Source organism: Moraxella sp. CTOTU47618 (genome assembly GCF_032017425.1).
Classification (GTDB): Bacteria; Pseudomonadota; Gammaproteobacteria; order Pseudomonadales; family Moraxellaceae; genus Faucicola; species Faucicola tetraodonis.
On record NZ_DALZPW010000002.1, the window covers coordinates 279652 to 304198 of the forward strand.

A 24547-nucleotide genomic window follows, 5' to 3' on the forward strand; every position below is an offset into this window, starting at 1 on the left:
CTTCAATAAAAAACTCCATCACAATGACGGCGCTTTTTATTTATTAAAGTTAATGAGGGGTTTTTTAACATTATAAAATGCCGTAGTTCACCATGGCTTTAGCAATCTTGTTAAAGCCTGCTAGATTGGCGCCTTTTTTATAATCAATGCTCCCATCCGCTTGTTTACCATGGTTAAAACAATCGTCATGGATATTTGTCATGATGGTTTTTAATTGCTCATCAAGCACCGCAAAGGTTGCGTATTGACGTACCGAGTTTTGTGACATCTCAAGACCTGATACCGCAACCCCACCGGCATTCGAGGCTTTTCCCGGCGCATAGATGACGCCATTACTTTGGAAGATGGCGATGGCATCGGCATCACTGGGCATGTTGGCACCTTCTGCCACGTATTTAACGCCATGATTGACCAGATTTTGCGCATCTTGCCCGTTGATTTCGTTTTGGGTGGCGCAAGGTAGGGCAATATCGGCTTTGATATGCCATGGACGGCTACCGTCGATCCATTCTGCGTCATCACTGGTGCCGACGAAGTCTTTTAAACGTTTGTCTTGCGCTTTATAAGTTTTGAGCGCTTCAATTTGCTCTAAGGTAAAGCCATGCTTGAGATATAAGGTACCTTTTGAGTCTGATAATGTCAGTACCTGTGCGCCAAGCTCAATACATTTTTGTGCCGCATGTAGCGATACATTGCCCGCACCTGAGACCAAGACAGTCTTAGCCATCAAATCGTCATGATGGGCTTCTAGCATGTTTTGTAAAAAATACACAAGACCAAACCCCGTTGCCTCGGTACGAATCAAGCTACCACCTTGTCCCACCGTCTTACCGGTTAATACCCCGGTAAACTCCCGATTAAGCGCCTTATACATGGCGAACATATAATTAATTTCGCGGCCGCCGACACCGATATCACCCGCAGGTACGTCTATATCTGCACCAATATAAGGCGCTAATTCGCGCATAAAGGCATAGCAAAATCGACGGATTTCGGCGTCTGATTTACCTTTTGGGTCAAAGTCTGAACCGCCTTTACCCCCACCCATAGGCAAACCGGTCAATGCGTTTTTAAAGATTTGTTCAAACCCTAAAAATTTTAGTACCGAAAGATTCACACTGGGATGAAAACGGATACCGCCTTTGTAAGGACCTAATGCATTGTTAAATTGCACACGCCAACCGCGGTTGACTTGAACATTGCCTTGGTCATCTTCCCAATTTATACGAAATTGAATAACACGGTCGGGGTTGGTTAAGCGGTCAAATAGATTAAGGTGTTGATAAACAGTGGATTGGTCATAAACCGCTGCGATATCTTCCCAGAATTCTTCGACCGCTTGTATAAACTCTGGCTCATTGCTATGACACTGCTTTAAAATGCTTAATAACTCACTGCTTTTCATACCACTCCTCAATTCTTTAACTTCATAAAAATAGTGCAAAAACACTATTTTGGTGAATTTATAGTAACTTATCACTGTCATAGTAATTTGTAAAACTATTTTTCTGTACCTCTTTGCCACGGTTTTGGCACGGTGGGTTGCCGAAAACTAGACATGGGTGTTTGCGAGCAAGTTAACCTGCAACTGGATTTAATAGCTGACAAAGCCTGATTTGTCCTTTAAAATTGTTAATTTTTAGCAAGGTTTAGCGGCTTTGGTTAGCCGCTAATGCGTATTTGACCTAAGGCAAACTTATGCACATTCATATTCTTGGTATTTGTGGTACCTTCATGGGTTCGTTGGCGCTGCTTGCGCGTGACCTTGGACATACCGTGACAGGCTCGGACGCCAATGTCTATCCACCAATGTCCACCCAGCTTAAAAATGCGGGTGTTGAGATTATGCAAGGGTACGCCGCCAGTCATTTACAACCTGCACCTGATTTGGTGATTGTCGGCAATGCCATGAAGCGCGGCATAGAGGCGGTTGAATATATGCTCAATGAGCGTATTCCTTATACCTCAGGTCCGCAGTTTTTGGCAGAGCAAGTATTGCAATACCGTCATGTATTAGCCGTCGCAGGCACGCATGGCAAAACTACCACTACCACGATGCTGGCGTGGATTTTACATTATGCAGGCATTGATGCCGGCTTTTTGATTGGTGGCGTGCCACTTGTTGATACCCAAGATGAACGCCTACAACAAGCGTTTGCCCACAGTAGTTATTTGGGTAGTGATAAAACTGCGGATCATGAAGGTTACTTTGTCATCGAAGCGGATGAATATGACAGTGCTTTTTTTGATAAACGCTCTAAGTTTGTCCACTATCGCCCAACCACCGCAATTTTAAACAACCTTGAATACGACCACGCCGATATCTTCCCAAACCTTGCCGCCATCCAAACCCAGTTCCATCACATGGTACGTATGATACCGTCAAATGGCAAAATCATCATGCCAGCAGATACCGAAAGCTTGGAAGAAACCCTGAAAAAAGGCTGTTGGACACCGATTTGGCGGACAGCGCTTGCTAGCACTAATCCCCACGCGGATTGGCAAGCCAAGCTAGTGAAACAAGACGGAAGCCAATATGAAGTCATGTTTGATGGTCATAAAGGACAAGTCAATTGGCAGATGAGCGGGCTACATAGCGTCAATAATGGTTTAGTGGCAATTGCAGCAGCCTACAATGTTGGCGTATCAGTTGCACAAGCCTGTGAAGCCTTATCTAATTTTGCTGGCATCAAACGCCGTATGGAGCTGGTCGGTACAATTGATGACAACGGCAAGCATATAGAAGTTTATGACGACTTTGCCCACCACCCAACCGCCATTGAAACCACGCTCGATGGTGCCAAAAAACGTTTTGCGGATAACCCAAACCGTAAAATCTGGGCAGTGATTGAACCACGTTCAAACACCATGAAACTCGGTACCCACCAAGGTTTGCTTGCGCCGTCAGCGAGTATCGCCGACCAAGTCATTTGGTATCAACCTGCCAATCTAGATTGGTCAGTTGCCGATGCGATTGGCAATGCTGCCAACCAACAAGTGATGACATCGACCGATGCGATTATTGAGCATATTGCAGCGCACATTGGCGATGACGATGCGGTGATTGTGATGTCAAATGGCGGCTTTGAAGGTATTCATGGTCGACTGGTGAAGGCACTGCAGCAAGCCTAACTGTTCTAACCTTGTAAATTTGCTAGCAAAAGTCGTGATTTTTTAGCATACTCATGATTATTTGTACAATTATTAGGTTACACAATGCTTACCCGAGTCATTTTTAATCAAAAAGGCGGTGTTGGTAAATCCAGCATTGCTGTCAATCTTGCCGCGATGAGCGCCCATCAAGGTTTGCGTACTTTACTCATCGACCTTGATCCACAGTGCAACGCTACCCAATATATCATCGGCGATGCGGCCACAGACATTCATCCCGCGCATATCACAGAACCCAATATTGAAAATTTCTTTTCGCAAACCCTGCAAGCGACGTCTAGCCCCATGCCGATGATGTTTGCATTTCCATTTGGCGGTATGACGGGTAGTCGCAATCAAGGGTTGGAGCACTGCACTCACACCACCCGATTTGATAATTTATCACTGATTCCAGCCAGCCCCATGCTTGCCGATATTTTGCAGCCCCTTGAAAGCAAACATAAAATTTATAAATTAAAAGACGGCTTAAAACTTTTAAGTCAGCAGTTTGATCGGGTGTACATTGATACACCACCGGCGTTTAACTTTTTTACTTTATCGGCATTGATCGCAGCTGATCGTGTTATCGTCCCGTTTGATTGTGATATTTTCTCCAAACGCGCGCTGCAAACCTTGGTGCAAAATATCTTAGAGACGCGCCAAGACCATAATAGTGACTTGTTAATTGAAGGTATCATCGTCAATCAGTTTGACCCACGTGCCAATTTACCCAAAGAAGTGGTACAAACGTTGGTCAATGAAGGCTATCCTGTCTATGATACCAAACTTAGCCCTTCCATTATCATGAAACAATCCCATCATCAAAGCTTACCGCTGATTTATTTGGACGCTATACATAAACTCACCCAACAATATGCTGCGCTTTATCAAGAAATCGAATCTAGATAACGGAACTTACATTTAATCGTCTCTACTGACATAGCATTACATTAAATAAAAAATCCTCTTAATACTTCAAAGAGAACTTACATAATTAACAAACCAACATTTTAACTGCTGGAAGCTTGTCTATAAAATGACAGTCATCAGAGAGGCAGTTATTAGTTAAAACTATAAATATAACAATTTAGCCCTGTAACGCCTGCCAATCGATTAGGTAAAAAAATAAGTTAAAAATTAGACAAGTTAAAAAATTAGGAGTGTTAAAATGAGCTTTATTTATATGATTATCATGGGTCTTATCGTTGGTGTTATCGCACGTGCTATCAAGCCAGGTGCCGACGCAATGGGTTGGATTCTTACCATTGTACTGGGTATTATTGGTGCATTAGTGGGCGGCTTCTTAGCAGGTATGCTAGGCATGAATGCCAATGGTGGCTTTACCGGTTTAATCTTTTCAGTGATTGGTGCCATTATTGTGCTATTCGTTTATGAACTAGCGACGGGTAAACGCCGTATTGGTTAATGCTGTATGAGTTAATTAAGCAATCAATTTAAAATATCAATTTAAAAAAGGCATTTAATTTAAATGCCTTTTTTATTGGCTAAAATTTTCTGAACGTATGGTAGCTAACGCTTGGCATTTTGGCTTTAAATTTTTTCAGTTTGATTTTCTTGCGGTCATTGTCTCACTAAGTTTGGAATCTCAGCTTAGAATGATGCTATATTGTTGACTTGGTTTTTAGCACCAGATATCTACTAGACCCCAACTAGACACTGATGAGATATTGATTATATATTAAGGTAAACACTTTCATGGAACAACTTGTCAAGTTTCACACGCAAAATGGCGTTTTAGAAATCCAACTTAATCGAGCTGATAAAAAAAATGCCCTAACCAATGCCATGTACCAAGCCGTACAAACCGCGATGGAACAGGCAAAAAGTGACGATAATATTCGAGTGATTTTATTTACGTCAACGGGGGATTTTTTTACCGCAGGTAATGATCTTGTCGATTTTTTAAACAAAGCAGAAAACGATGATGCTGAGCTTAACGCGTTAGATTTCGTGCAGTTTTTGGGCGATTATCCCAAACCCATCGTGGCAGCGGTGACAGGCTCAGGCGTTGGCATTGGCTTGACGCTGCTACTTCATTGTGATTTGGTGTATATCGTAGAAAACGCTAAATTATTAGCCCCATTTGTGGATTTATCGTTGGTGCCAGAAGCAGGTTCGACCCTTTTGCTGACGCAAAGAATTGGTTATCAGCGTGCCTTTGAGGTGTTTGTGATGGGTGAAAAAATTACAGGTAAACAGGCGGTTGAATTGGGCTTAGCCAACCAAGCTTTTGCTAATAGTGATGAGGTACTAAGCACGGCGCGCCAAAAAGCAGAAATACTTGCCACAAAATCGGTGCCATCGGTACGACAAACCAAAGACTTGATGCGTAATGCCACAGAAATCCTAGCGCGTATCCAACAAGAAAATATTCACTTTAGTAACCGTCTACAGACGGATGAAGTCAAAGCGATACTGCGCAAATTTGTCCATAAACAATAAGGCAAAAGAGAACACTAATGCAAAAAAGCCTTTTAACTAGCAAATTAAAAGGCTTTTGTTTAACCCAACTTATTAGCCAATTTATTAGATAGCCATTATTTGGCTACCACAAACTGTTCAATTTGCGCACGCACCAAATTTGCATCATTATCAAGCACAGTCACATACTGCGCCAAGCTTTCGATATTATCGGTATGTTTGGGACGGGGAATGTCAAGTTGACCGACAGCTTCGGTGATGGTCTCGGCAAATTTGGCTGGCAAGGCGGTTTCGGCGCAGACAATGACTTCACCCTGTTTGCGTACTTCACGAGCCACTTTTATCCCATCAGCGGTATGCGGGTCAATTAGCTGGTTGTCTTCGGCATACACTTGTTTTATCGTGGCGATACGGTCGGCATGGGTTGATTTACCTGATGCAAAGCCATATTTGCCATTGATATTTGCCATCAAATCCGACATATCAAAGCCTTTGCCTGCGTTGACATCCTGCCAAAGCGTATGGATTTTTTCGCCATTTTTCTCAGCGAGCAGGTACACAAAACGCTCAAAATTCGATGCTTTTGAAATATCCATCGATGGGCTTGATGTCACATAGGTCTTGTCAGCGGTACGCGGGCTATATTTGCCAGTAGTAAAAAAGTCGTGCAGAACGTCGTTTTCGTTGGTGGCAACGATTAACCGCTCGATGGGTAATCCCATTTCACGGGCAATATGTCCCGCGCAGATATTACCAAAGTTACCCGATGGCACGCAGAAACTCACCTTTTGGCTGTTGTCGGTGGTGCTGGCAAAGTAACCTTTAAAATAGTAGACGATTTGCGCGAGGATACGACCCCAGTTAATGGAGTTGACAGTCCCAAGGCTGTATTTGGCTTTAAATTCGGCATCTTGCTGCAGGGCTTTTACGATGTCTTGGCAGTCATCGAACATACCTTTGATGGCGATGTTATGGATATTTTTGTCATCAAGGCTATACATTTGTGCGCGCTGGAATTCACTCATTTTGCCATGGGGTGACATCATGAACACTTCGATATTGTCTTTGCCACGCAGCGCATATTCAGCAGCTGAGCCTGTATCGCCTGATGTGGCACCGATGATGGTCAGACGCTCATTTTTTTTCTTTAACACATATTCAAAAGCATTGCCCAAAAACTGCATGGCAATATCTTTAAATGCCAGTGTTGGGCCGTTTGATAACTCGATGATTTTGATGCCATCTTTGAGTGTACGAACAGGGGTGATATCGGGATTGCCAAATGCCTGCACGGTGTAAGTTTTATCAATCAATGTTTTTAAATCATCTTTTGGGATATCGGTGGCGAATAATTGCATGATTTCAAAGGCAAGCTCAGGGTAGCTTAAAGTGCGCCATTGGGTGAGGGTTGCTTCATCAATTTGTGGATATTCTTCAGGTAGCATTAAGCCACCGTCTGGGGCAAGTCCCATCAGTAACACATCACTAAATTGCATAGGGGCTGTTTTGCCACGCGTGCTGATATAGTTCATCTTTCCATCCATTTAATCAATTTGATGCAGTTTAGCATAAACCTAGCATTGCAATGAATGCCAATTTTTTACCCAAGTTTTTGCAGTAAGGCATAATAAAAGCCATCGCCATCGTTTTGATGAAGCGGCAAGCATTGATAACCGATGTCCCGTTTGATTTGGTTGGATAAATTAAGGCTAAAATCCACGATTTGCGCCGCTTTGTGTGTGGCTAAAAACGCTTGTAATTGATTTTCATTCTCTGCTTTTAACATCGAGCAAGTGATATAGAGTAGATAACCATTATCGGCTAAATTATGCCAACAGTTTGCTAAAATATTGGCTTGTAACGCGGCAGTTTGCCCTACATCTTCTTCAGTACGTAGCAATGCAATATCAGGATGGCGGCGAATCACACCCGTTGCGGTACAAGGTGCATCAAGCACTATCACATCAAATTGGGTATCTGCTTGAAACGTTGTGGCATCCTCACATACCAATTGTACATTTTCTTGCTTTAACTGCAAACGCTCAAGGTTTTGGCTTACCCGTTGTAAACGTTTTTCATCGCTGTCCAAAGCGATTACATGCGCGATATTTTGATGTTTCACGTGAAACGTTTTTGACTCATCAAGCTCCAATAAATGCGCCAGTTTACCCCCGGGCGCAGTACAAGCATCTAGTACCGTCAAAGATTTATCCAAGGCGAGGCTTGCCAAAATATGTGCTGATAACTGGGCATGTTTATCTTGCACACTGACCCATCCTTCGGCAAATTTAGGCAAATCGGTGATTCTTATAGCGTCAGTGAGTTGAATGGTTTGCACCTTCTCAACGCCAATGGACACTAGGTCAAAACCGATGCCTTGTTGGGTTAATATATCGGCATAATCCTCTACACTACAAAATTTGCGATTGACGCGTAAGAATATGGGCGCAGGTTGGCGAAGCGCTTGTCCAAGCTCGGCATAGTATTCACCCCAATCCTGTTTGAGCTGTTTGGCAAGCCAATTGGGTAGACTGTGATTTTTCTCAATTTTTTTGGCAAATTTGGCAGGGTTTTTTTGCACCTTTCGCAGTATGGCATTGATGAGTCCAGCACCGTAACCTTTATCCAGTTGTTTGACTGCTTCGACCGTTTCACCAATTGCCGCGTAATCTGGCGTGTCCATATACAGCAGTTGGTACAGTCCGATATTGAGGGCTGCCCATACGCCTTTGTCAGTGACTTCATGCTCAATCAAGCTTTCACCAATACGAGCGAGTGCCCACCATTGACGCAGCGTGCCAAGCAATAATTCATGGGCAAAGCCTTTGTCTTTGTCGCTCACTTGGTTGAGTAGTGGCTCAAGCAAGCTAGCTAAGGACTCACCTTGTTGGATACGCTCGAGGGTGGCGACAACTTTGGCGCGAGTGTTAAGCTGAGAATGTAATTGGGTCATGATGTGCCTAATTGATTATGAGTGAAAAATATCACCATCGTTGAGTTTATCTCCATTGGCAATTTGCTCAGCGGTTAACGGCTTACCACCTGGCCACTGCATTTGGGTGATATTAATCAAATGTTGTGCACCCTGATGTTGGTGGTTGGTCGCGTTTTTACCACACGCGACCAAAATCGCGTTACGACCCACACTGACGATTTTACCTGCGGGTTCATAGATTTGTTGGTCGAGTTTAATGGGCGCTGCTTCTATTATTTTGATACGCTGATTGGGGTCTTTGTTTTCATCAAGATAGGTAAAGGCATTTAACGCACGGATTTGACGTTGAATACTGATAGCATCATTTTGCCAGTTAATTTCACCCTCTGCTGTGGTGATTTTCTCGGCATAATTAGCTAAAGCGTCGTCTTGTTTTTCGGCTTTTTGTTGATAATTTTCTAAATCAGACAACACCGTCACAATGGCTTCACCGCCTAATTTGGCTAATTTATCATGCAATAGTTGGGTGGTATCTGTGTCAGTGATTGGGCACGCTATTTTATACAGCATATTGCCCGTATCGAGTCCCTGCGCCATTTGCATAATGGTAATGCCTGTTTCGTCATCACCTGCTAAAATCGCACGCTGAATGGGCGCTGCACCGCGCCAGCGTGGCAATAATGAGCCATGAATATTGATACAGCCAAATTTTGGGGTATTCAGCACGCCAAGTGGTAAAATCAATCCATAAGCCGCCACTACCATGATATCGGGTTGATATTGTTTAAGTGTTTCACGTGAAACATTGCCATTGGCAGATTTTAAGCTAAAACTTTCGGGTTGTTCCACCGCAATGTTATTTGCTAAGGCAAGGGCTTTAACGGGCGATGCGCTAATTTTTTGCCCACGACCAGATTTGCGGTCAGGTTGTGTATAGACTGCCACAATGTCAATATTAAGGGCTTTTTGGTGACTGATGAGCGCTTGTAAGGCGACTTTAGCAAATTCGGGCGTACCAGCAAATACGACCCTAAGCGGGGTTTGAGACATGATAAATTTCGTCTTAAATACAATAAATTTCTGTTATTATAATATGAATTGGCACAATACTTAAATCTAGCATTGTGATGATGGTTTTTTTTCTTTTACCTTCATTGACCGTTTTCTTTATTGGGTATATCACGCTGTGTCAAACCAGTTTTCTCTCTACAATCGCCCAGCAGCTCGGCGACTCATCATAACCTTAGTGGCTATCGAGCTGATACTAATAGTGGCAGGTTATGGACTGCTATGGCTTTATGCATTGCAGCAGCAACAGCAGCTTGGTAAAAGCTACCTCGTTGAACTGGTTGATAAACTCAATCATAAAATTACCCACGGTGAGCACGATTGGAGTCAGGTTAATTTAGACCAACATGAAGTGATTGAAAATTATCAGTTGCTTGTCTTTGAGCCAACCGGTGATACTACCGTTGTCAAAAACAACCATAACGATTTTTCTGACGCCTTACCCAATTGGACGCTATCTGCCAAACAAAGCAATAAAATATTTCATGATGCTCGTGGCTTTGAAGTTTGGCAGAATCTGGCAGCGGGTTACCGCTTATACGTTAAAGTACAATATTTCCCGTTTTGGCGTAATTTTGCCAACCCTATCTATTTGCTGCCGCTGCTACTAGGGCTTTGCCTATTTTTATATGTGATGATTCAGCTGCGAAAGAGTTACGAGGTTTGGTATAAATTTCTCGATTATGCCCAAAATTTGCAATTGCAAATTAGTGAAGGTTATCAGCCTGCCAAGCTTCATGAGTTTCGTAACCACCCTGAACCGCGCTATTTGGCTCAGCTGTTTAACCGATATGCTTATAAGATGGGGCAATATTATGATAAGGTTCGCGAGTTAACTTATCGACAAAATATTTTGATCGATACTTCGCCAATTTTGCTATTTATCATGAGCAGAAATGGTCGGATTGTGTACTTTAACCATAAATTTTCGCAAGTGTTTTATACCCCGTTTCAACAGGGGTCGATGTATATTCTTAGTGACTTTATCACCGGTGCCGATAAAACCACGCAGCAGCTACTAAGTTCGCTCGAGAATATTCAGACTTATGCGACTTTACCTGTGACCAATCTACAGCGAAATCTGTATTTTGATTTACGCATTACCCCGTATTATAACCGTTTTGGTCAACTACAAGGTTATAGCTGTGGCTTGGAGGATACCACCGATTATCACGATAAGCTGCAAAAAGCGTGGGTCGAAGATAAATTTACTGCCGATAAATTAACCAGTTTTAATAAAATGTGGGCAGTAGTGGGACATGAATTGCGTACCCCACTGAGTGGTTTAGTCGGCATGATAGATCTACTTGCTGAAGATAAAGCACAGTTTAATAGCGAGCAACAAGAAACCATCGCTACCCTACAACAATCTAGCTATACTATGATTCAACTGCTCAATGATATGCTTGATGTGGCCAAATTAGACGCAGGCAGGCTACAAACCAATGTCACGTCTATTGATCTCTTGCAGTTACTACGCCAAACCACTGGACTGATGGTTGGTAACGCCCGACGCCAAAAAATTAGTCTGTATATTTTTGTGGACCCCTTTACCCCACGTTTTATTGATTGTGATGAAGGTAAATTACGCCAAATTATTTTAAACTTATTGACCAATGCGGTAAAATTTACCAAAGAGGGCTACGTGGCTATCACGGTTGATAAAACCGATAGCCGTCACCCATTAATCGCGGCTAAAACCAGCCAAAATATGACTGTCAGCGAAGATTGGTTAAAAATAACGGTAAAAGATACCGGTTTAGGTATTAGCGAAAAAGACCAACAAAAATTATTTTCCTACTTTGAACAAGCCAATGATTCCATTAGTCGGCAGTTTGGCGGTACAGGACTTGGTTTAGCTATTTCCAATAGTTTTTCACATTTATTGGGTGGCTTTATTCATTTAGAAAGTCAATTTGGTCAAGGCAGTGAATTCCAATTATTTTTACCGATTCCAAAGTTTAGTCTGCAACCTGTTTACCAACATAAAACCAGGAATTTAAGGGTAACACTCATTCTTATCTCGCCATTTTCTATCCTTGAGCGAGCGAATAAAGTTTTAAGTTATGTGGAATTATCGCACCATATCTTCACAACTATTGATGAAACCGTTATCAATACGATTAATAACCTTAACTTGCAAGGCTTGATGCCTGTCTTTGTGATTGATGATGCAGCACTCAAAGCCAACAACCATTTATTAAATAATATTCATTTTTATAATGATGCGATTAAAATTATTTTAAGTATTGAATCACCTAAAACTCTGCCACCCGAGCTGCAATTACAATTTGATGGGTATTTGCAAAAACCTGCGTCTTTAAGCATGCTGATTGCTGAGGTGAATCATCTATATGAGTTAAAAATCAAAAAAGAAAAAACCAATACCCATCTGCCCGTACAACTGGCCTTTAAGCAATTTTTGCAGCAGTACCCCAATCCCTCTAATTCTAGCGTTAACGTAGCATCCGCAACGCCCCCCGTTAATAACCCTAATCTGTTATTGGATGGACTAATTCAAGTGGTTGATGAGGGCCACACCAATCTTGAGAGCCCAAACAATGCGCACCCTTCTAGCCAAAAATTGATATTGATAGCAGAAGACAACCCGGTTAATCAAAAAATTGCCAAAAAGCATTTGGAAGCCTTGGGTTATCGCTATCTTGTAGCATCCGATGGCGAGCAAGCAGTTAAGTTACTCAGTGAAAATCGTCAGCAAATCGGACTTGTGTTGATGGACTGTCGCATGCCAATTCTAGATGGTATTGAAGCGACGCGTATTATTCGCCTCAATAAAGATAGTGTGCCGATTGTTGCCTTAACCGCCAACGATTCTGATGATGATAGGAATATCTGTTTAGAAGCGGGGATGGACAGTTTTTTGACCAAACCTATCAACAAGCAAAAACTCATCGAAGCCATCAATCATTACATGGTCTGAAACAATAAAAAAAAGACCAGCTTAACTTGGTCTTTTTTTGTTTAAAGTAAAACGTTATTAAGGTCGAGTTTTAAAAGTAAATTGATTGGTGGTTTTTTGTCCATCATTATAAAGCAGTTGCGCTCTATTTGCTAAACCCATTTTGTTGTAGGAAGCTTAATGTAATGCCTTCATGATTAGAATTTGACAGGTTGTCTGGTGTTGACATAAGAAGTTTTTCTAAATATCTGGCTACCACATCCACCTCGATGTTGACTTTTGTTGCCACTTTCCAATGTCTGCTTATGTTGGTGACTTGTGCTGTATGCGGGATGATATTTAAACTAATCACATTACCTTCCACCAAATTACTGGTCAGGCTAATACCATCGACTGTTACAGAACCCTTGGTAGCGACATATTTGGTAAACTCGCTTGGAATCTCAATTTCTATATAAATCGAGCGCGAATCATTTTTTATCAGTTTAACCGTACCCGTGGTATCAACATGACCGGTGACAATGTGCCCGCCAAATCGTGTGGTAGGCAACATGGCTTTTTCAAGGTTTACTACATCGCCAACTTGCCATTGTTGCATCGCTGTTTTATTGAGTGTTTCACGTGAAACATCAACGGCGTACCAGTCTTTACCTTGTTCTACAACAGTGAGACAAATCCCGTTACTTGCAATCGAGTCACCCAATTTGACATCAGCAAAGTCTAAATAGTCAGATTGAATTTTTAAGCGCACATCACCTTGCGTCGGCGTAATGGCAACAATTTTTCCAGTCGCTTCAATAATACCTGTGAACATTTTTTATCCTTGTTTTTTATGATATCAATGCATTTTAATGTACTTTTACGACTATCACAAATATAAAATATTATTTAGAATAATTAAATTAAAATTGCTGCTCAACTCTAACTCAAATCGAGCATCAAGCGTTCAAAAAATTAACATGATAGAGGTAGCTTTTGGTGGATAACTTGCCATCATAGACTACTTATGACCTTGTTTATCTACTTATCCACTGGTCTTAATTGTGATAGATTACGGGTGTTTTGTGCTATGTTTCATGTGAAACACCGCTTATAGTCTAGTGTTGCAGTAAAACATAACTTTAATTACTGTTTCATGTGAAACACTTATCCACAAAGAAAATCTACTTTTAACGCTTTCATTAAATTTAGCTAACAATGTGGATAAGTTTTAAAAAGCGAAAAATATAATAATTTAACTATTTTATTTTCAGCGAGATTTATCCAACCCATTATGTGGATTTACTTATCAAAACGATAGGTTAATTTGATATCAGTCCCCATTGTTTCATGTGAAACTAACGAAGCGACCATTTGTTGGTGCATATGCTGTGCCATAAGGTTAATCATGGGCTTAGCACTGCTACCCAAAATGCATGGCGCTTGATACACGACTAATTCATCTACTAGACCTTGTTGCAAGAAACTAGCAGCGACCGTTGCACCTGCTTCAACCAACACATCATTGATTTGGTAATTGTCTTTTAAAATGGTGAGTAGTTGGGTTAAGCTCATAGTTGCGTCTTGGATAAGCAAAACGGGACGCTTGCTGATTTGACTTTGGTACCATGCATCCGTCATTTGGATGCGTTGACGACGGTCAAGCACGACCAATAACGGCTGGGGTATGTCGTCTAAATTTACCCCTAATTGCTGACTGCGGATATTTAGCGCAGGATGGTCTTGCAGGATGGTTTCGCTCCCCGTAATAATTGCCCCTGCCTGCGCTCGTAAACGCTGTACATCCTCGCGTGATTGGTCGCTGGTTATCCATTTTGACTCACCATTTGCCATCGCGGTGCGTCCATCCAGACTTGTCGCTATCTTTAAGCGCACAAAAGGCAAGCCGCCACGCATGACCTTAAAAAAGCCTTCATTTAATTGATAAGCCGCTTGCTCACAAATACCGGTAATGATTTCGATACCTGCCTGCTGCAGTTTGGCAATACCACCACCATCAACTTTAGGATTAGGATCGACAACAGCAATCACCACACGGCTAATACCCGCTTGGATTAGCGCATCAGCACAGGGCGGGGTACGTCCATGATGGCTACAAGGTTCAAGCGTGACATACGCTATTGCCCCTTGCAATTGCTTGGCATCATGCTCATACGCTTGTCGAAGGGCAAACACTTCGGCGTGGGGTTGTCCTGCTTGATAGTGAAAACCTTCGCCAATGATTTGATTATCTTTGACAATGACGCAGCCGACATTAGGATTGGGACGGGTGGTGAAACGTCCTTTTTTAGCCAGCTCAATGGCGCATGACATGTAGTATTGGTGCTGATAGCGCTCAGCAGGGGATAAAGTTGCCGTCATAATAAAACTTAGGATTGTAGATGTTTGAGCTTGTGTGGGTGAGTCAAATCTTCGATACGTTGATTGATTTCTTGTTTGTTGGCGTCCGTGGTGAGGTTTGACACCATGTGTTTAAACGCTTCAATATCTTGAAAATCACGATACACGCTAGCAAATCGAACGTAGGCGACATCGTCAATTTGACTCAACTCTTTCATGACGATTTCACCTAAAATTTTACTTGGCACCTCACGCTCGCCGAGCTGCCTGAGCTGTTTTTCAATCCGGCTAATCATAGCTTCAATGTTGTCGGTCGATATTGGACGTTTTTGTAATGGTAGCTGCACTGAGCGACGCAGTTTTTGTCCATCATACGGCTCGATACGACCATTGGATTTGATGATACGAGGCATGACCGCTTCGATAATTTCAAAGGTGGTAAATCGCTCTTGGCACGCGGCACACTGACGACGACGTCGTACTTGCGCACCTTCTGCCGCGAGTCTTGAATCAATAACTTTAGTATCTTCAGCATTACAAAATGGACAGTGCATGCGATTTCCTAGCTAAGTTTAAACCTATTACGTTATTTACCAATACAAAAACTGCCAAAAATCTTGCCCAATAAATCATCGGCGGTAAATTCACCGGTGATTTCGTTGAGGCTAATCTGTGCTTGGCGTAGGCTTTCCGCCACCAATTCACCGGCATGAAATAAATGCAGTTGCTCATCGGCTTCTTGCAGCGCCATTTGGGTACGGCGCAGCGCATCAAGATGGCGTGTTCGTGCAATCAAGCTGTTTTCAGGGGGATGAAAACCGACTTTATCACAGATTTGATTGACCAATTCCTCAAGCCCGGTATCATATTTACAAGACACATAGACGGGGTGGTAAATCTGCTCTTGTGATGAAAATTGCTTGGGCAAATTTTGGTGATTGTCGGATAAATCAATTTTATTGGCAATCATTAATATCGAATTGGCATTGGGTAAACTACCAAATAATTCGGTCGCTAATCGTAATGGCTCATGCTCACGGTGCGCATCATACACCATAAGCAGTAAATCAGCTTGGGTAATGGCTTGTCGTGCTCGCTCAATACCGGCCTGTTCCACAATATCATCAGTCTGACGCAGCCCAGCGGTATCGGTCAAATTTAGCGTTAGACCGTTTAACACAATGGTTTCTTGCAAAATATCGCGCGTTGTTCCTGCAATATCGGTCACAATGGCACGCTCTTGCCCTGCAAGACGATTGAGCAAGCTAGATTTTCCCGCATTGGGTCGCCCGGCAATCACAACTGAGACACCATCTCGCAGTAATTGCCCTTGTTTGGCAGTGGCTAACACAGTGTTTAGTTGTTCACAAACTTGGCGTAATTGTTTGGCGATATGTTCATCTGCCAAAAAATCAACCCCTTCTTCATCGGGGAAATCAATAGCGGCTTCAACATACAGCCGTAGCTGAATTAACTGCTCAAGCAGGGCATTAATTTTTTGTGAAAACTCACCAGTCAATGAGCGCATGGCACTTTTTGCGGCAGCCACACTGGTGGCATCAATGGCATCAGCAATCGCTTCTGCTTGTACCAAATCAAGCTTATCATTATCAAAAGCCCGCGCCGAAAACTCGCCCGCTACCGCTTGATTTGCACCCAATTCAAACACACGGGTCAAAAGCTGCTGCTGCAAAATCATGCCACCGTGACCTTGCAACTCAATCACATCTTCACCGGTAAAAGAATGGGGGGTAGGGAAATATAACACCAATCCCTCATCAATCACCGTATCATCACTATCATAAAATCGGCAAAAATGGGCAAATCGCGGTTTGAAAGCTTGACGACCGGTTAACGCCAAGGCAATTTGGTAACTGTTTGGACCTGATAGGCGTATCACACCAACCCCGCCACGACCCATTGGTGTTGCAATGGCGGCAATGGTTGAAGTAAGCATTGTTTGAGAGTTATTTAACATAGTTTTTTACAATCTAACATTTTGGGTAGTCAGCATTGACTTAATGCTGATATTTTAACATCCGTTCACTGATTACAACATGATTATTTTTTGCCAATAAAAAACCCTTTAAACAACTGTTTAAAGGGCGGTTAAAGTATCAAGTTACGGTTCGATGGATTTAAACCACGTTACGTGCTGCCTCTTTTGCCGCTTGCTCACGCTCAACTTTCTTATTGATAAAGTATTGCTGCGCCATACTAAACAAGTTGTTGACCGTCCAATAAAGCACTAGACCCGCTGGGAAGAATAGCATAAACACGGTGAAAATAATCGGCATAAATTTCATCACACGGGCTTGCATAGGATCTTGCGGCTGCGGGTTTAGCATTTGCTGGAAAAACATCGCCGCGCCCATAATCAGTGGCAAGATAAACAATGGATCCATAGATGATAAGTCGCGAATCCAACCAATCCAAGGGGCATGACGTAATTGGACCGATTCAACCAGTACCCAATACAACGCCAAGAAAATCGGCATTTGCAGTAATACAGGTAAACAACCTGCCATTGGGTTAACTTTTTCTTCTTTGTAGATGCGCATCATCTCTTGTGACATACGCATACGGTCATCACCATATTCTTCTTTTAAGGCTTGCAACCTTGGGGCAACTGCGCGCATTTTTGCCATCGAGTGATAGCTTTTATTGGCAATTGGCATCAATGCGATTTTAACCAATAAAGTGAGTACAATAATTGACCAACCCCAGTTGCCCAATACTTTATGCACATTATCCAAAATCCAAAATAGCACTTTTGAAATCGGCCATAAGATACCGTAATCAACAGTTTTATCTAACCCCTCTGCCAAAGGTTTTAGGTTGGTTTGAATTTTTGGACCGGCATACAAGGCAGACGTTAACGTCACTTGCTTGTTGGGAGCAACTGACACAGGGTTACTGGTAAACCCGATGATGTGATCTTTGCCAACTTCACGGCTATAAAAATTTGCTGTGTAATCCTTTGGCATCCAAGCGGTGACAAAATAGTGCTGTACCATGCCAATCCAGCCTTTATCACTGCTGGCTTTTAAACCCTCATTGAAATTACCAAACTTGAGTTTGTTATAAGGCTGATCTGGTGTACCCCATGCGCCCCCTAGGTAAGTCGATAGGCTAATTGCGCCTTTGTCACCTTTACCCGGGTCTTCACTATTATCACGTTTTAACTGCGCATACATTTGTCCTTGCCAAGGCTGCGTGCCGTTATTGGTGATGTTATAGCTAACGTTGATAGGATATTGACCTTTGGTAAACTTATAGGATTTGATGATAGTTACACCATCTTTTTGATAAGTTAAAGGCACGACCAATTCGGCTTGATTGGGCTGCATGACAAATTGGTTACTAGGCGCGGTAAAAGTCGCACGACCATTGCTATTATCAATACCATTGGCGCCAATTAACCCTGACTGAGCCACATATACGCGATTACTATCTTCTTCAAGGAGTACAAATGGCTGTTTGCTATCTAATGTTTGAGTCTGCTCTCGAAGCGCGGCGTACACCACATCGCCACCGACTGGATTAATACGAATATCGTATTTATCCGTCATCACGCTAATGAGCTGTGCGCCCGTTTTCTGGGTAGTGGGAGCGGCGGTTGGTGTGGTTGCTGTTGCGGTTGGAACATCGCCCGTTGGCGTACTTGAAGTCCCCGCCACTGGCACATCATTGCTACTGACCGCTGTGGTTGTTGGGGTTATCGCCACGGGTTTATTTACATTGGTATAATCATCCCGCCAAGCCAGAATCAGCAAATAACCCGTAATTAACATTGCGATAATAATCAATGTCCGTAAAATTTTTTGCATATATAGCTATCCTATCTAATGATATTGCTTGAAATCACTAGTTGCTAATAAAGGAAAAACAATTAAAAAATAGAAGACATTCTACTAAAAAAAAGTTAAAAAAGATATTCCATAAATAGTTGACTCAATTACGCTATTTAAGACTCGCAACAAGTTTTTATAATTTCATCAACCCAATAAATTAATAATAGTGGTAAGCATATACCAAAAAGTAAGACGGCAATGTGTCAATATAATGATAACGGTAGCGATATAATGGCTTAGGGACAAAATCAATGCCATGCCCACCCCAAGGATGACAACGTGCGATACGCTTGGCTGTTAATAATCCACCCCGGTACCCCCCATGCAATCTTACCGCCTCTAAACCATAACTAGAGCACGTTGGATAAAAGCGGCAACGAGGTGCCAACCACGGGCTAATCAAACGCTGATAAAATATAATCATAAACAACAAAAATTTTGCTAATAATTTATCCATGGATTAAACCCAGATTTTTTATTACCTTCATTGGAGTAAAGATATTACGAACTGCCGCTAAAATTAATTCCGCTTCAACTTTCCAATCTTATCATTGATTAAGTTAAAGCCCATCGCTAATTGCTGGACAATTGCTTGATTTTGCATATCATCGGAAAACTGCTTGATAGTTAATAAAATATCAACTTGAGCATTTAGCTGGTGCTGATGCAACCGAAAATACTCTCGCGTTAATCGCTTAATACGATTTCTTTCATGGGCACGTTTGACTTTCTTTTTAGTAATCGCAAGACCCAACCGATTTACTGCAGCTTGTCTTTGGCTATCAGCTAAAACCACTTTGACGAATAACAACAGATTAGGTTGATGAATTTTAAAAACGACAACATGCTGTGACTGATCTTCACCAGTTTTGGTATGACGACCCGACATCGCTTTAAAATCTTTGGGCGTTAGCAGCCGCTGTGATTTATCAAATTTAAAAGGTTTGTCTGCAGTCATGAGGATAAGTCCAAATCAATACCAAAGCACCATTAAAAGCTATCAAGATTTGATGGATAGGGTAAAAACAGGCTGAAATAATAGAGTAGAGGAGTACGCTAAGCGTAGGTTACGAACGGACTTCGGGTATAACAATAAAAAAAGCGATATAAGAAGTATATCGCTTTTTACTATAACCTGTTTTAATGTCAACATTATCATTAAATCAAGTTAAGAAACAGACATTACACCGTTAAACGATGACGGCCTTTAGCGCGACGACGAGCTAAAACTTGACGGCCATTCTTAGTAGCCATACGAGCACGGAAACCGTGAGTACGTTTACGTTTGATTACGCTTGGTTGGAAAGTGCGTTTCATGCGATTCACCTTGGCTAAATTTACATGATATTTAACCGATAGCGGTTAAAATACAAAATTTCAAAACAGTTAATCTAGTATTATCCTTAATTTTAACCAATAGGTCAAGGATAACTAAGATTATTGGTTAATTTCTTTCTTTAAATCCCAGACACAATCAATTATTTTATTTATTTAAAATAACATTTTTGTATAACAAATACCATTCAACAAAAGTTATCCACAAAAAATTATTTTATTATTATATATTCAATAAGTATTATTTATTATTATTAAGCAGGTCTATTTCTGTGGATATTTAACTAAAAATCATAAAAAAACAAATATTTGCCATGTTGATAAGTATGTATATAAACCGTTGATAGCTTGTTAGTAATTTCCTGTTTTTACTTATCAACAATTATATCCACATTGTTATCCACAATAATTTTATTTGTAAAATCGCTGTTTTATGATACATTACACCAATTTTGAAGATGCTTGGATTAGGAAAGCAAAGTTATGGCTGATGCATTATGGCTTAAGTGCGTTGACGAATTAAAATATCAAGTACCTGATAATATTTTTACCATGTGGATTCGCCCATTATCCGCCTCGATGCATAATAACACGATGGTTGTCAATGTACCTAACCAGTACTTTGCCAGTTATGTTGAAAAAAATCATTTAAGTCAAATTCAAACGATTTTACAACAGCTTGAGCCCACCTTACCGATTCAGGTGCAAATTCAAATTGATAAGGGTAACGCAATCACCGACGCCGTTAGTAAACAAGAGTTTGGTGAGCAAAAAGTGACACTGGTAAAAACTGAGCAGCAACGCTCCTTTCAGTATATCGATCCGCATTTTACGTTTGACCAATTCGTAACCGCAAAATCCAATCAAATTGCTTATAGTATTTGCCGAGAGACTGCTAACAACTTGGGTCAATCTAAAAATAATCCGCTGTTTATTTATGGTGCGACAGGTTTGGGAAAAACCCATTTGATGCAAGCAATTGCCCATGAGATTTTAAAGCAAGGCAAAAGTTTTTATTACTTTACTTCCGATAAGTTTGTCAACCAGCTGGTGCATTCATTAAGAACACAAAAAATCGATGAGTTCAAAGATAAAATTAAAAAAGCCGATTTGTTGATTATTGATGATATTCATGTGATTGCCGGCAAGCAAAAAAGTAGCGAGCAGTTTTTGCTATTGCTCAATGACTTTATGAGCAAAAATAAACAGGTGATTTTGGCATCCGATAAACACCCGAGTGCACTGACTGATTTTGACGAGCGTTTAAAGTCACGTCTAGCTTGGGGGGTGGCCGTGGCGTTAGAGCCGCCAGAGCTAGAAACCCGTATTCAAATTTTGCAAAAAAAATCCAAGGCGCAAGAGGTGATTTTGCCAAAAGAGTGCGCTATTTTTATCGCTCAGCATATCATCGCCAATGTGCGAGAATTGGAAGGCGCGCTCAACAAAGTTTTAGCCATTTCCCGTCTGCTCAATCAGCCTATCCATTTAGAACTGGTACAAATGGCGTTAAAAGATTTGATTGCCATGCGTGTACAAGCGGTCAGTATGGATAATATTCGTAAAGTTGTTGCTGAGTTTTATGATATCTCAGTCAAAGACTTAATGGGTAAAAAGCGTTTACGTCATATCGCTCGTCCGCGGCAAGTGGCTATGAGTTTAGCACGTGAACTAACCAACAACAGCTTTACAGAAATTGGTCAATCATTTGGCGGTCGCGACCATACCACGGTGATGCACGCCTGTGAGAAAGTTCAAGAACTTTGTGTCAGCGATCTGATGTTTGATAAGGATTATCGCTCATTAAAATTAATGTTACAGACCTAGTATTTTGTTAACTCGATTAAAAAGATTTTTAGTTAATTACCCCGTATAATAGATTGTAATTTTTCCATTTGTTAAACCATTCATTTTGATTTGAGGCGGTGCCATGCAATTAGTAATCTCTCGCGATTTGTTACTACAAGCGATTAATTTAATTTCAAAAGCCGCTGACAAACGCCATAACATGGTGATTTTGGGGAATATGAAATTGGCGTTAACCGACTCTCAATTGGTGATGGTAGCGTCAGATTTGGAGCTTGAATTACAAGCCACCCTTAATTTGCCAGCATCGGCGTGCAAACAACCAGGTGAAATCACCGTTCCTGCCAACAAATTCAAAGATATCGTAAAATTATTGCCCGACGGTTTACCGGTCTCTATCACTGTCGCTAACGACAATCAGTGTTTAATTGTCTGCGGTAGTAGTCGTTTTAAACTCAGCACTTTGCCTGCCCAAGACTTTCCCCTATTGGGTGAGCCCGAGCAAGTCACGCCTATCCAATTGGGCCGTGAAGACCTAGTCGATTTGCTCGATAAAACGCATTTTGCGATGGCAGTGCAAGACGTGCGTTACTATCTCACCGGTATGCTGTTTGAGGTTAAAGAGCGGCAATTGGCGACAGTATCGACCGATGGTCACCGTTTGGCATTGGCACGTACTGTGATAGCGTGTGATGAGAGCGTGGCACTTGATGCAATTTTACCAAGAAAAGCTGTACTTGAATTACAACGTTTGTTAGCAGAGCTTAAACGCATGCTACCGAATCAAGACAATAAAATCACCCTCAATGTCGGCCGTGAATTTTTACAAGTCTTACTACCCTTTGGTGAAGTCGATAGTACAGGACAGCTAAAAAATGCCATCATGGTGGCTTTTACCGCACGCCTGATTGATGGTAAGTTTCCCGATTATCGCCGCGTCATGCCGTCGTCAACCAACAAACTTGCCCGTATCAGCCAAGAGCAATTAGCGAATGTGCTTCGCCGCGTGGCTATTTTGAGTAATGAGAAATCGCGTGGCGTAATTTTTGATTTTTCAGGTGATAACAATTTGATGGTGCGTGCTAGCAATGCTGAGCAAGATGAAGCCAGTGAGCAGCTTGAGGTTAAATACCAAGGTGAGCCATTAGAAATATCATTCAATGTGGCTTATTTGCTAGATGTACTTAATGTATTGCAAGGGGAAATTGACTTTCATATGAGCCAAGCCAATGCTTCGGTATTGGTACAGCAAGTCAACGATAGCAAACACGAGTTTGTAGTTATGCCAATGCGTATTTAGTCAGCGGGCAAATTTTTTTCAATTTAGTGATGAGTAGTCAAGTAGATAAATCATGCAAATTATTGAATTAGCTATTCATCATTTTCGCAATCTTCACACGATTGAATTACAACCCAGCAGTTGTAATGTGTTCTTGGGTCAAAATGGCAGCGGGAAAACGTCGCTATTAGAAAGCATCTATTTATTATCGCGCGGCAAAAGTTTTCGCCATCATCAACCGAGGCATTATATTGAGCATGGTTTTAGCGATACGACGGTTTTTGCTAGGCTCAATCATGATCAAACGGTCGCTATTGCCAAATCCCAAGACGCTACCACGCAATTGCGACTCAATGGGCAGTCGCTTGTCACCCAAAGCCCACTTGCGCAGCTGCTACCCACACTATTACTCGAGCCTGTGAGCCTTGCCCAACTAGAGGACGGTAGTCAAGCAAGGCGTGAAATATTAGATTGGTTAGGGTTTCACGTGGAACAATCATTTCATCCCAATTGGCTGTCTTATCAGCGTCTATTAAAACAACGCAACAGCTTATTAAAGCAAAATGTTGGTAATGTCTCATTAACTAGCCTGCAACAGCAAGAACTGTCAGCTTGGGATCACCAGCTAAGCCAACATGCAGAAAAAATTCACCAAGCAAGGGCCCACATCATTGAACAATGGCAGCCCCATTTTTTGGCGCAAGTGCAAAAATTTTTACCCCAGTATGCCGAAAAATTACGATTGCGTTATACACCGGGGTTTGATACTGAAGCTGGCTTAGCAATTACCTTAGCCAATCGTTTCGCGTCTGACATTGAGCTTGGCTATACGCGTATGGGATGCCATCGGGCTGATATCAATGTTGTGCTAGATTTAGTGCATACCGATGCAGCAGGGCATAAACACAAGCAGACATTGCTTGCCACCGATATGCTGTCACGGGGTGAAAAAAAATTATTGGTCATGGCGCTTCGCTTATCGCAGTTACCGTTACTCAACCAGGTCGATAAAGTACCTTTGGTATTGGTGGACGATATCACAGCGGAATTGGACAACGACGCGCTTATGTTGTTATTAACTGGCTTAAAACAAGTTAATTCACAGCTGTTTATCACCAGTCTTACCCAAGATATCGTCAAGAATATTCAGAAAATTTGGCAGGATAATATAAAACTGTTTCACGTGGAACAGGGAAGCATTAGACAATTACCGCTTGAAACACAACCTATTAAAAATTACCTATAAAAACCAATAACATTTTTAGGCGACTAAGGCTAGGGCGTGTCCCTAATTCGGAACAAAGTATTTTTAATGGCCTAAAAATGCCTAAATCTGGCAAAACTGCGTTAAATTGTTTGACAATATTCCAATATTATCTGCACAATTTGCCTTGTTTTGCTGGCGATTTAGTCTATTTTTA

The 24547-nt window shown here is 41.7% G+C and carries 20 protein-coding genes; 8 read left to right on the forward strand and 12 right to left on the reverse strand.

The annotated features are described in order from the left end of the window. Nucleotides 1–70: 70 nt before the first annotated feature. Nucleotides 71–1405, reverse strand: a complete 1335-nt coding sequence (gdhA, locus tag RTS09_RS03475) for an NADP-specific glutamate dehydrogenase (RefSeq protein WP_095356258.1) — start codon at nt 1403–1405, stop codon at nt 71–73. A gap of 293 nt (nt 1406–1698) precedes the next feature. On the opposite strand from gdhA, the gene mpl reads away from it, so the two are divergent. From mpl to RTS09_RS03495, 4 genes are all read left to right on the forward strand, one after another. Further along, nucleotides 1699–3132 (forward strand): UDP-N-acetylmuramate:L-alanyl-gamma-D-glutamyl-meso-diaminopimelate ligase, encoded by a 1434-nt coding sequence (gene mpl, locus RTS09_RS03480; protein WP_312534317.1) that lies wholly within the window; start codon nt 1699–1701, stop codon nt 3130–3132. 84 nt (nt 3133–3216) lie between these two features. Beyond that, nucleotides 3217–4059 carry a ParA family protein gene (locus tag RTS09_RS03485; protein WP_312534319.1) on the forward strand — a complete coding sequence of 281 codons (843 nt, stop codon included), beginning with the start codon at nt 3217–3219 and terminating at the stop codon, nt 4057–4059. Between the two features lie 259 nt (nt 4060–4318). Next, a complete protein-coding gene (locus RTS09_RS03490; RefSeq protein WP_036601338.1) occupies nt 4319–4576 on the forward strand; it encodes a GlsB/YeaQ/YmgE family stress response membrane protein in 258 nt (85 codons plus the stop codon). Between the two features lie 290 nt (nt 4577–4866). Further along, entirely contained in the window at nt 4867–5613 is a 747-nt protein-coding gene (locus RTS09_RS03495; RefSeq protein WP_312534321.1) for an enoyl-CoA hydratase-related protein, read from the forward strand. A gap of 95 nt (nt 5614–5708) precedes the next feature. On the opposite strand, the gene thrC is transcribed toward RTS09_RS03495, so the two are convergent. The 3 genes from thrC to fmt form a co-directional block, all read right to left on the reverse strand. After that, nucleotides 5709–7124 carry a threonine synthase gene (thrC, locus tag RTS09_RS03500; protein ID WP_282850260.1) on the reverse strand — a complete coding sequence of 472 codons (1416 nt, stop codon included), beginning with the start codon at nt 7122–7124 and terminating at the stop codon, nt 5709–5711. A 68-nt stretch (nt 7125–7192) separates the two neighbouring features. After that, nucleotides 7193–8545 (reverse strand): 16S rRNA (cytosine(967)-C(5))-methyltransferase RsmB, encoded by a 1353-nt coding sequence (rsmB, locus tag RTS09_RS03505; RefSeq protein WP_312534324.1) that lies wholly within the window; start codon nt 8543–8545, stop codon nt 7193–7195. Nucleotides 8546–8560: 15 nt separating this feature from the next. Continuing rightward, a complete protein-coding gene (gene fmt / locus RTS09_RS03510) occupies nt 8561–9577 on the reverse strand; it encodes a methionyl-tRNA formyltransferase (RefSeq protein WP_312534326.1) in 1017 nt (338 codons plus the stop codon). A 136-nt stretch (nt 9578–9713) separates the two neighbouring features. On the opposite strand from fmt, the gene RTS09_RS03515 reads away from it, so the two are divergent. After that, nucleotides 9714–12536: a response regulator gene (locus RTS09_RS03515; RefSeq protein ID WP_312534328.1), complete on the forward strand. Its 2823-nt coding sequence runs from the start codon at nt 9714–9716 to the stop codon at nt 12534–12536. A 124-nt stretch (nt 12537–12660) separates the two neighbouring features. On the opposite strand, the gene RTS09_RS03520 is transcribed toward RTS09_RS03515, so the two are convergent. The 8 genes from RTS09_RS03520 to rpmH form a co-directional block, all read right to left on the reverse strand. Beyond that, the gene (locus tag RTS09_RS03520; RefSeq protein ID WP_312534330.1) at nt 12661–13329 is read right to left on the reverse strand and encodes a riboflavin synthase; all 669 of its coding nucleotides are present in this window, start codon (nt 13327–13329) and stop codon (nt 12661–12663) included. A gap of 467 nt (nt 13330–13796) precedes the next feature. Continuing rightward, nucleotides 13797–14876: a bifunctional diaminohydroxyphosphoribosylaminopyrimidine deaminase/5-amino-6-(5-phosphoribosylamino)uracil reductase RibD gene (ribD, locus tag RTS09_RS03525; RefSeq protein ID WP_312534333.1), complete on the reverse strand. Its 1080-nt coding sequence runs from the start codon at nt 14874–14876 to the stop codon at nt 13797–13799. Between the two features lie 8 nt (nt 14877–14884). Beyond that, entirely contained in the window at nt 14885–15409 is a 525-nt protein-coding gene (nrdR, locus tag RTS09_RS03530) for a transcriptional regulator NrdR (RefSeq protein ID WP_203171251.1), read from the reverse strand. Nucleotides 15410–15441: 32 nt separating this feature from the next. Beyond that, nucleotides 15442–16833, reverse strand: coding sequence for a tRNA uridine-5-carboxymethylaminomethyl(34) synthesis GTPase MnmE (gene mnmE, locus RTS09_RS03535; RefSeq protein WP_284034838.1), 1392 nt, complete (start codon nt 16831–16833; stop codon nt 15442–15444). A 160-nt stretch (nt 16834–16993) separates the two neighbouring features. Next, the gene (gene yidC, locus RTS09_RS03540; RefSeq protein WP_282842223.1) at nt 16994–18685 is read right to left on the reverse strand and encodes a membrane protein insertase YidC; all 1692 of its coding nucleotides are present in this window, start codon (nt 18683–18685) and stop codon (nt 16994–16996) included. Nucleotides 18686–18866: 181 nt separating this feature from the next. Then, nucleotides 18867–19166 carry a membrane protein insertion efficiency factor YidD gene (gene yidD / locus RTS09_RS03545; protein ID WP_312534338.1) on the reverse strand — a complete coding sequence of 100 codons (300 nt, stop codon included), beginning with the start codon at nt 19164–19166 and terminating at the stop codon, nt 18867–18869. Between the two features lie 63 nt (nt 19167–19229). Beyond that, a complete protein-coding gene (rnpA, locus tag RTS09_RS03550; RefSeq protein WP_060994940.1) occupies nt 19230–19667 on the reverse strand; it encodes a ribonuclease P protein component in 438 nt (145 codons plus the stop codon). A gap of 224 nt (nt 19668–19891) precedes the next feature. Then, nucleotides 19892–20026, reverse strand: coding sequence for a 50S ribosomal protein L34 (gene rpmH, locus RTS09_RS03555; RefSeq protein WP_050326012.1), 135 nt, complete (start codon nt 20024–20026; stop codon nt 19892–19894). A gap of 501 nt (nt 20027–20527) precedes the next feature. Here rpmH and dnaA point away from each other — a divergent pair. The 3 genes from dnaA (at nt 20528) to recF (ending at nt 24372) form a co-directional block, all read left to right on the forward strand. Further along, nucleotides 20528–21868 (forward strand): chromosomal replication initiator protein DnaA, encoded by a 1341-nt coding sequence (gene dnaA / locus RTS09_RS03560; protein WP_007116624.1) that lies wholly within the window; start codon nt 20528–20530, stop codon nt 21866–21868. 103 nt (nt 21869–21971) lie between these two features. Then, the gene (gene dnaN, locus RTS09_RS03565) at nt 21972–23147 is read left to right on the forward strand and encodes a DNA polymerase III subunit beta (RefSeq protein WP_065253946.1); all 1176 of its coding nucleotides are present in this window, start codon (nt 21972–21974) and stop codon (nt 23145–23147) included. A 52-nt stretch (nt 23148–23199) separates the two neighbouring features. Next, nucleotides 23200–24372 carry a DNA replication/repair protein RecF gene (gene recF / locus RTS09_RS03570; RefSeq protein ID WP_312534346.1) on the forward strand — a complete coding sequence of 391 codons (1173 nt, stop codon included), beginning with the start codon at nt 23200–23202 and terminating at the stop codon, nt 24370–24372. The last annotated feature ends 175 nt before the right edge of the window (nt 24373–24547 follow it).

What these genes read in the sequence shown, in the direction of transcription:
- gdhA (WP_095356258.1), bottom strand. Translation starts at nt 1,405, where the DNA reads ATGAAAAGCAGTGAGTTATTAAGCATTTTAAAGCAGTGTCATAGCAAT.
- mpl (WP_312534317.1), top strand. Translation starts at nt 1,699, where the DNA reads ATGCACATTCATATTCTTGGTATTTGTGGTACCTTCATGGGTTCGTTG.
- RTS09_RS03485 (WP_312534319.1), top strand. Translation starts at nt 3,217, where the DNA reads ATGCTTACCCGAGTCATTTTTAATCAAAAAGGCGGTGTTGGTAAATCC.
- RTS09_RS03490 (WP_036601338.1), top strand. Translation starts at nt 4,319, where the DNA reads ATGAGCTTTATTTATATGATTATCATGGGTCTTATCGTTGGTGTTATC.
- RTS09_RS03495 (WP_312534321.1), top strand. Translation starts at nt 4,867, where the DNA reads ATGGAACAACTTGTCAAGTTTCACACGCAAAATGGCGTTTTAGAAATC.
- thrC (WP_282850260.1), bottom strand. Translation starts at nt 7,124, where the DNA reads ATGAACTATATCAGCACGCGTGGCAAAACAGCCCCTATGCAATTTAGT.
- rsmB (WP_312534324.1), bottom strand. Translation starts at nt 8,545, where the DNA reads ATGACCCAATTACATTCTCAGCTTAACACTCGCGCCAAAGTTGTCGCC.
- fmt (WP_312534326.1), bottom strand. Translation starts at nt 9,577, where the DNA reads ATGTCTCAAACCCCGCTTAGGGTCGTATTTGCTGGTACGCCCGAATTT.
- RTS09_RS03520 (WP_312534330.1), bottom strand. Translation starts at nt 13,329, where the DNA reads ATGTTCACAGGTATTATTGAAGCGACTGGAAAAATTGTTGCCATTACG.
- ribD (WP_312534333.1), bottom strand. Translation starts at nt 14,876, where the DNA reads ATGACGGCAACTTTATCCCCTGCTGAGCGCTATCAGCACCAATACTAC.
- nrdR (WP_203171251.1), bottom strand. Translation starts at nt 15,409, where the DNA reads ATGCACTGTCCATTTTGTAATGCTGAAGATACTAAAGTTATTGATTCA.
- mnmE (WP_284034838.1), bottom strand. Translation starts at nt 16,833, where the DNA reads ATGTTAAATAACTCTCAAACAATGCTTACTTCAACCATTGCCGCCATT.
- yidC (WP_282842223.1), bottom strand. Translation starts at nt 18,685, where the DNA reads ATGCAAAAAATTTTACGGACATTGATTATTATCGCAATGTTAATTACG.
- yidD (WP_312534338.1), bottom strand. Translation starts at nt 19,166, where the DNA reads ATGGATAAATTATTAGCAAAATTTTTGTTGTTTATGATTATATTTTAT.
- rnpA (WP_060994940.1), bottom strand. Translation starts at nt 19,667, where the DNA reads ATGACTGCAGACAAACCTTTTAAATTTGATAAATCACAGCGGCTGCTA.
- rpmH (WP_050326012.1), bottom strand. Translation starts at nt 20,026, where the DNA reads ATGAAACGCACTTTCCAACCAAGCGTAATCAAACGTAAACGTACTCAC.
- dnaA (WP_007116624.1), top strand. Translation starts at nt 20,528, where the DNA reads ATGGCTGATGCATTATGGCTTAAGTGCGTTGACGAATTAAAATATCAA.
- dnaN (WP_065253946.1), top strand. Translation starts at nt 21,972, where the DNA reads ATGCAATTAGTAATCTCTCGCGATTTGTTACTACAAGCGATTAATTTA.
- recF (WP_312534346.1), top strand. Translation starts at nt 23,200, where the DNA reads ATGCAAATTATTGAATTAGCTATTCATCATTTTCGCAATCTTCACACG.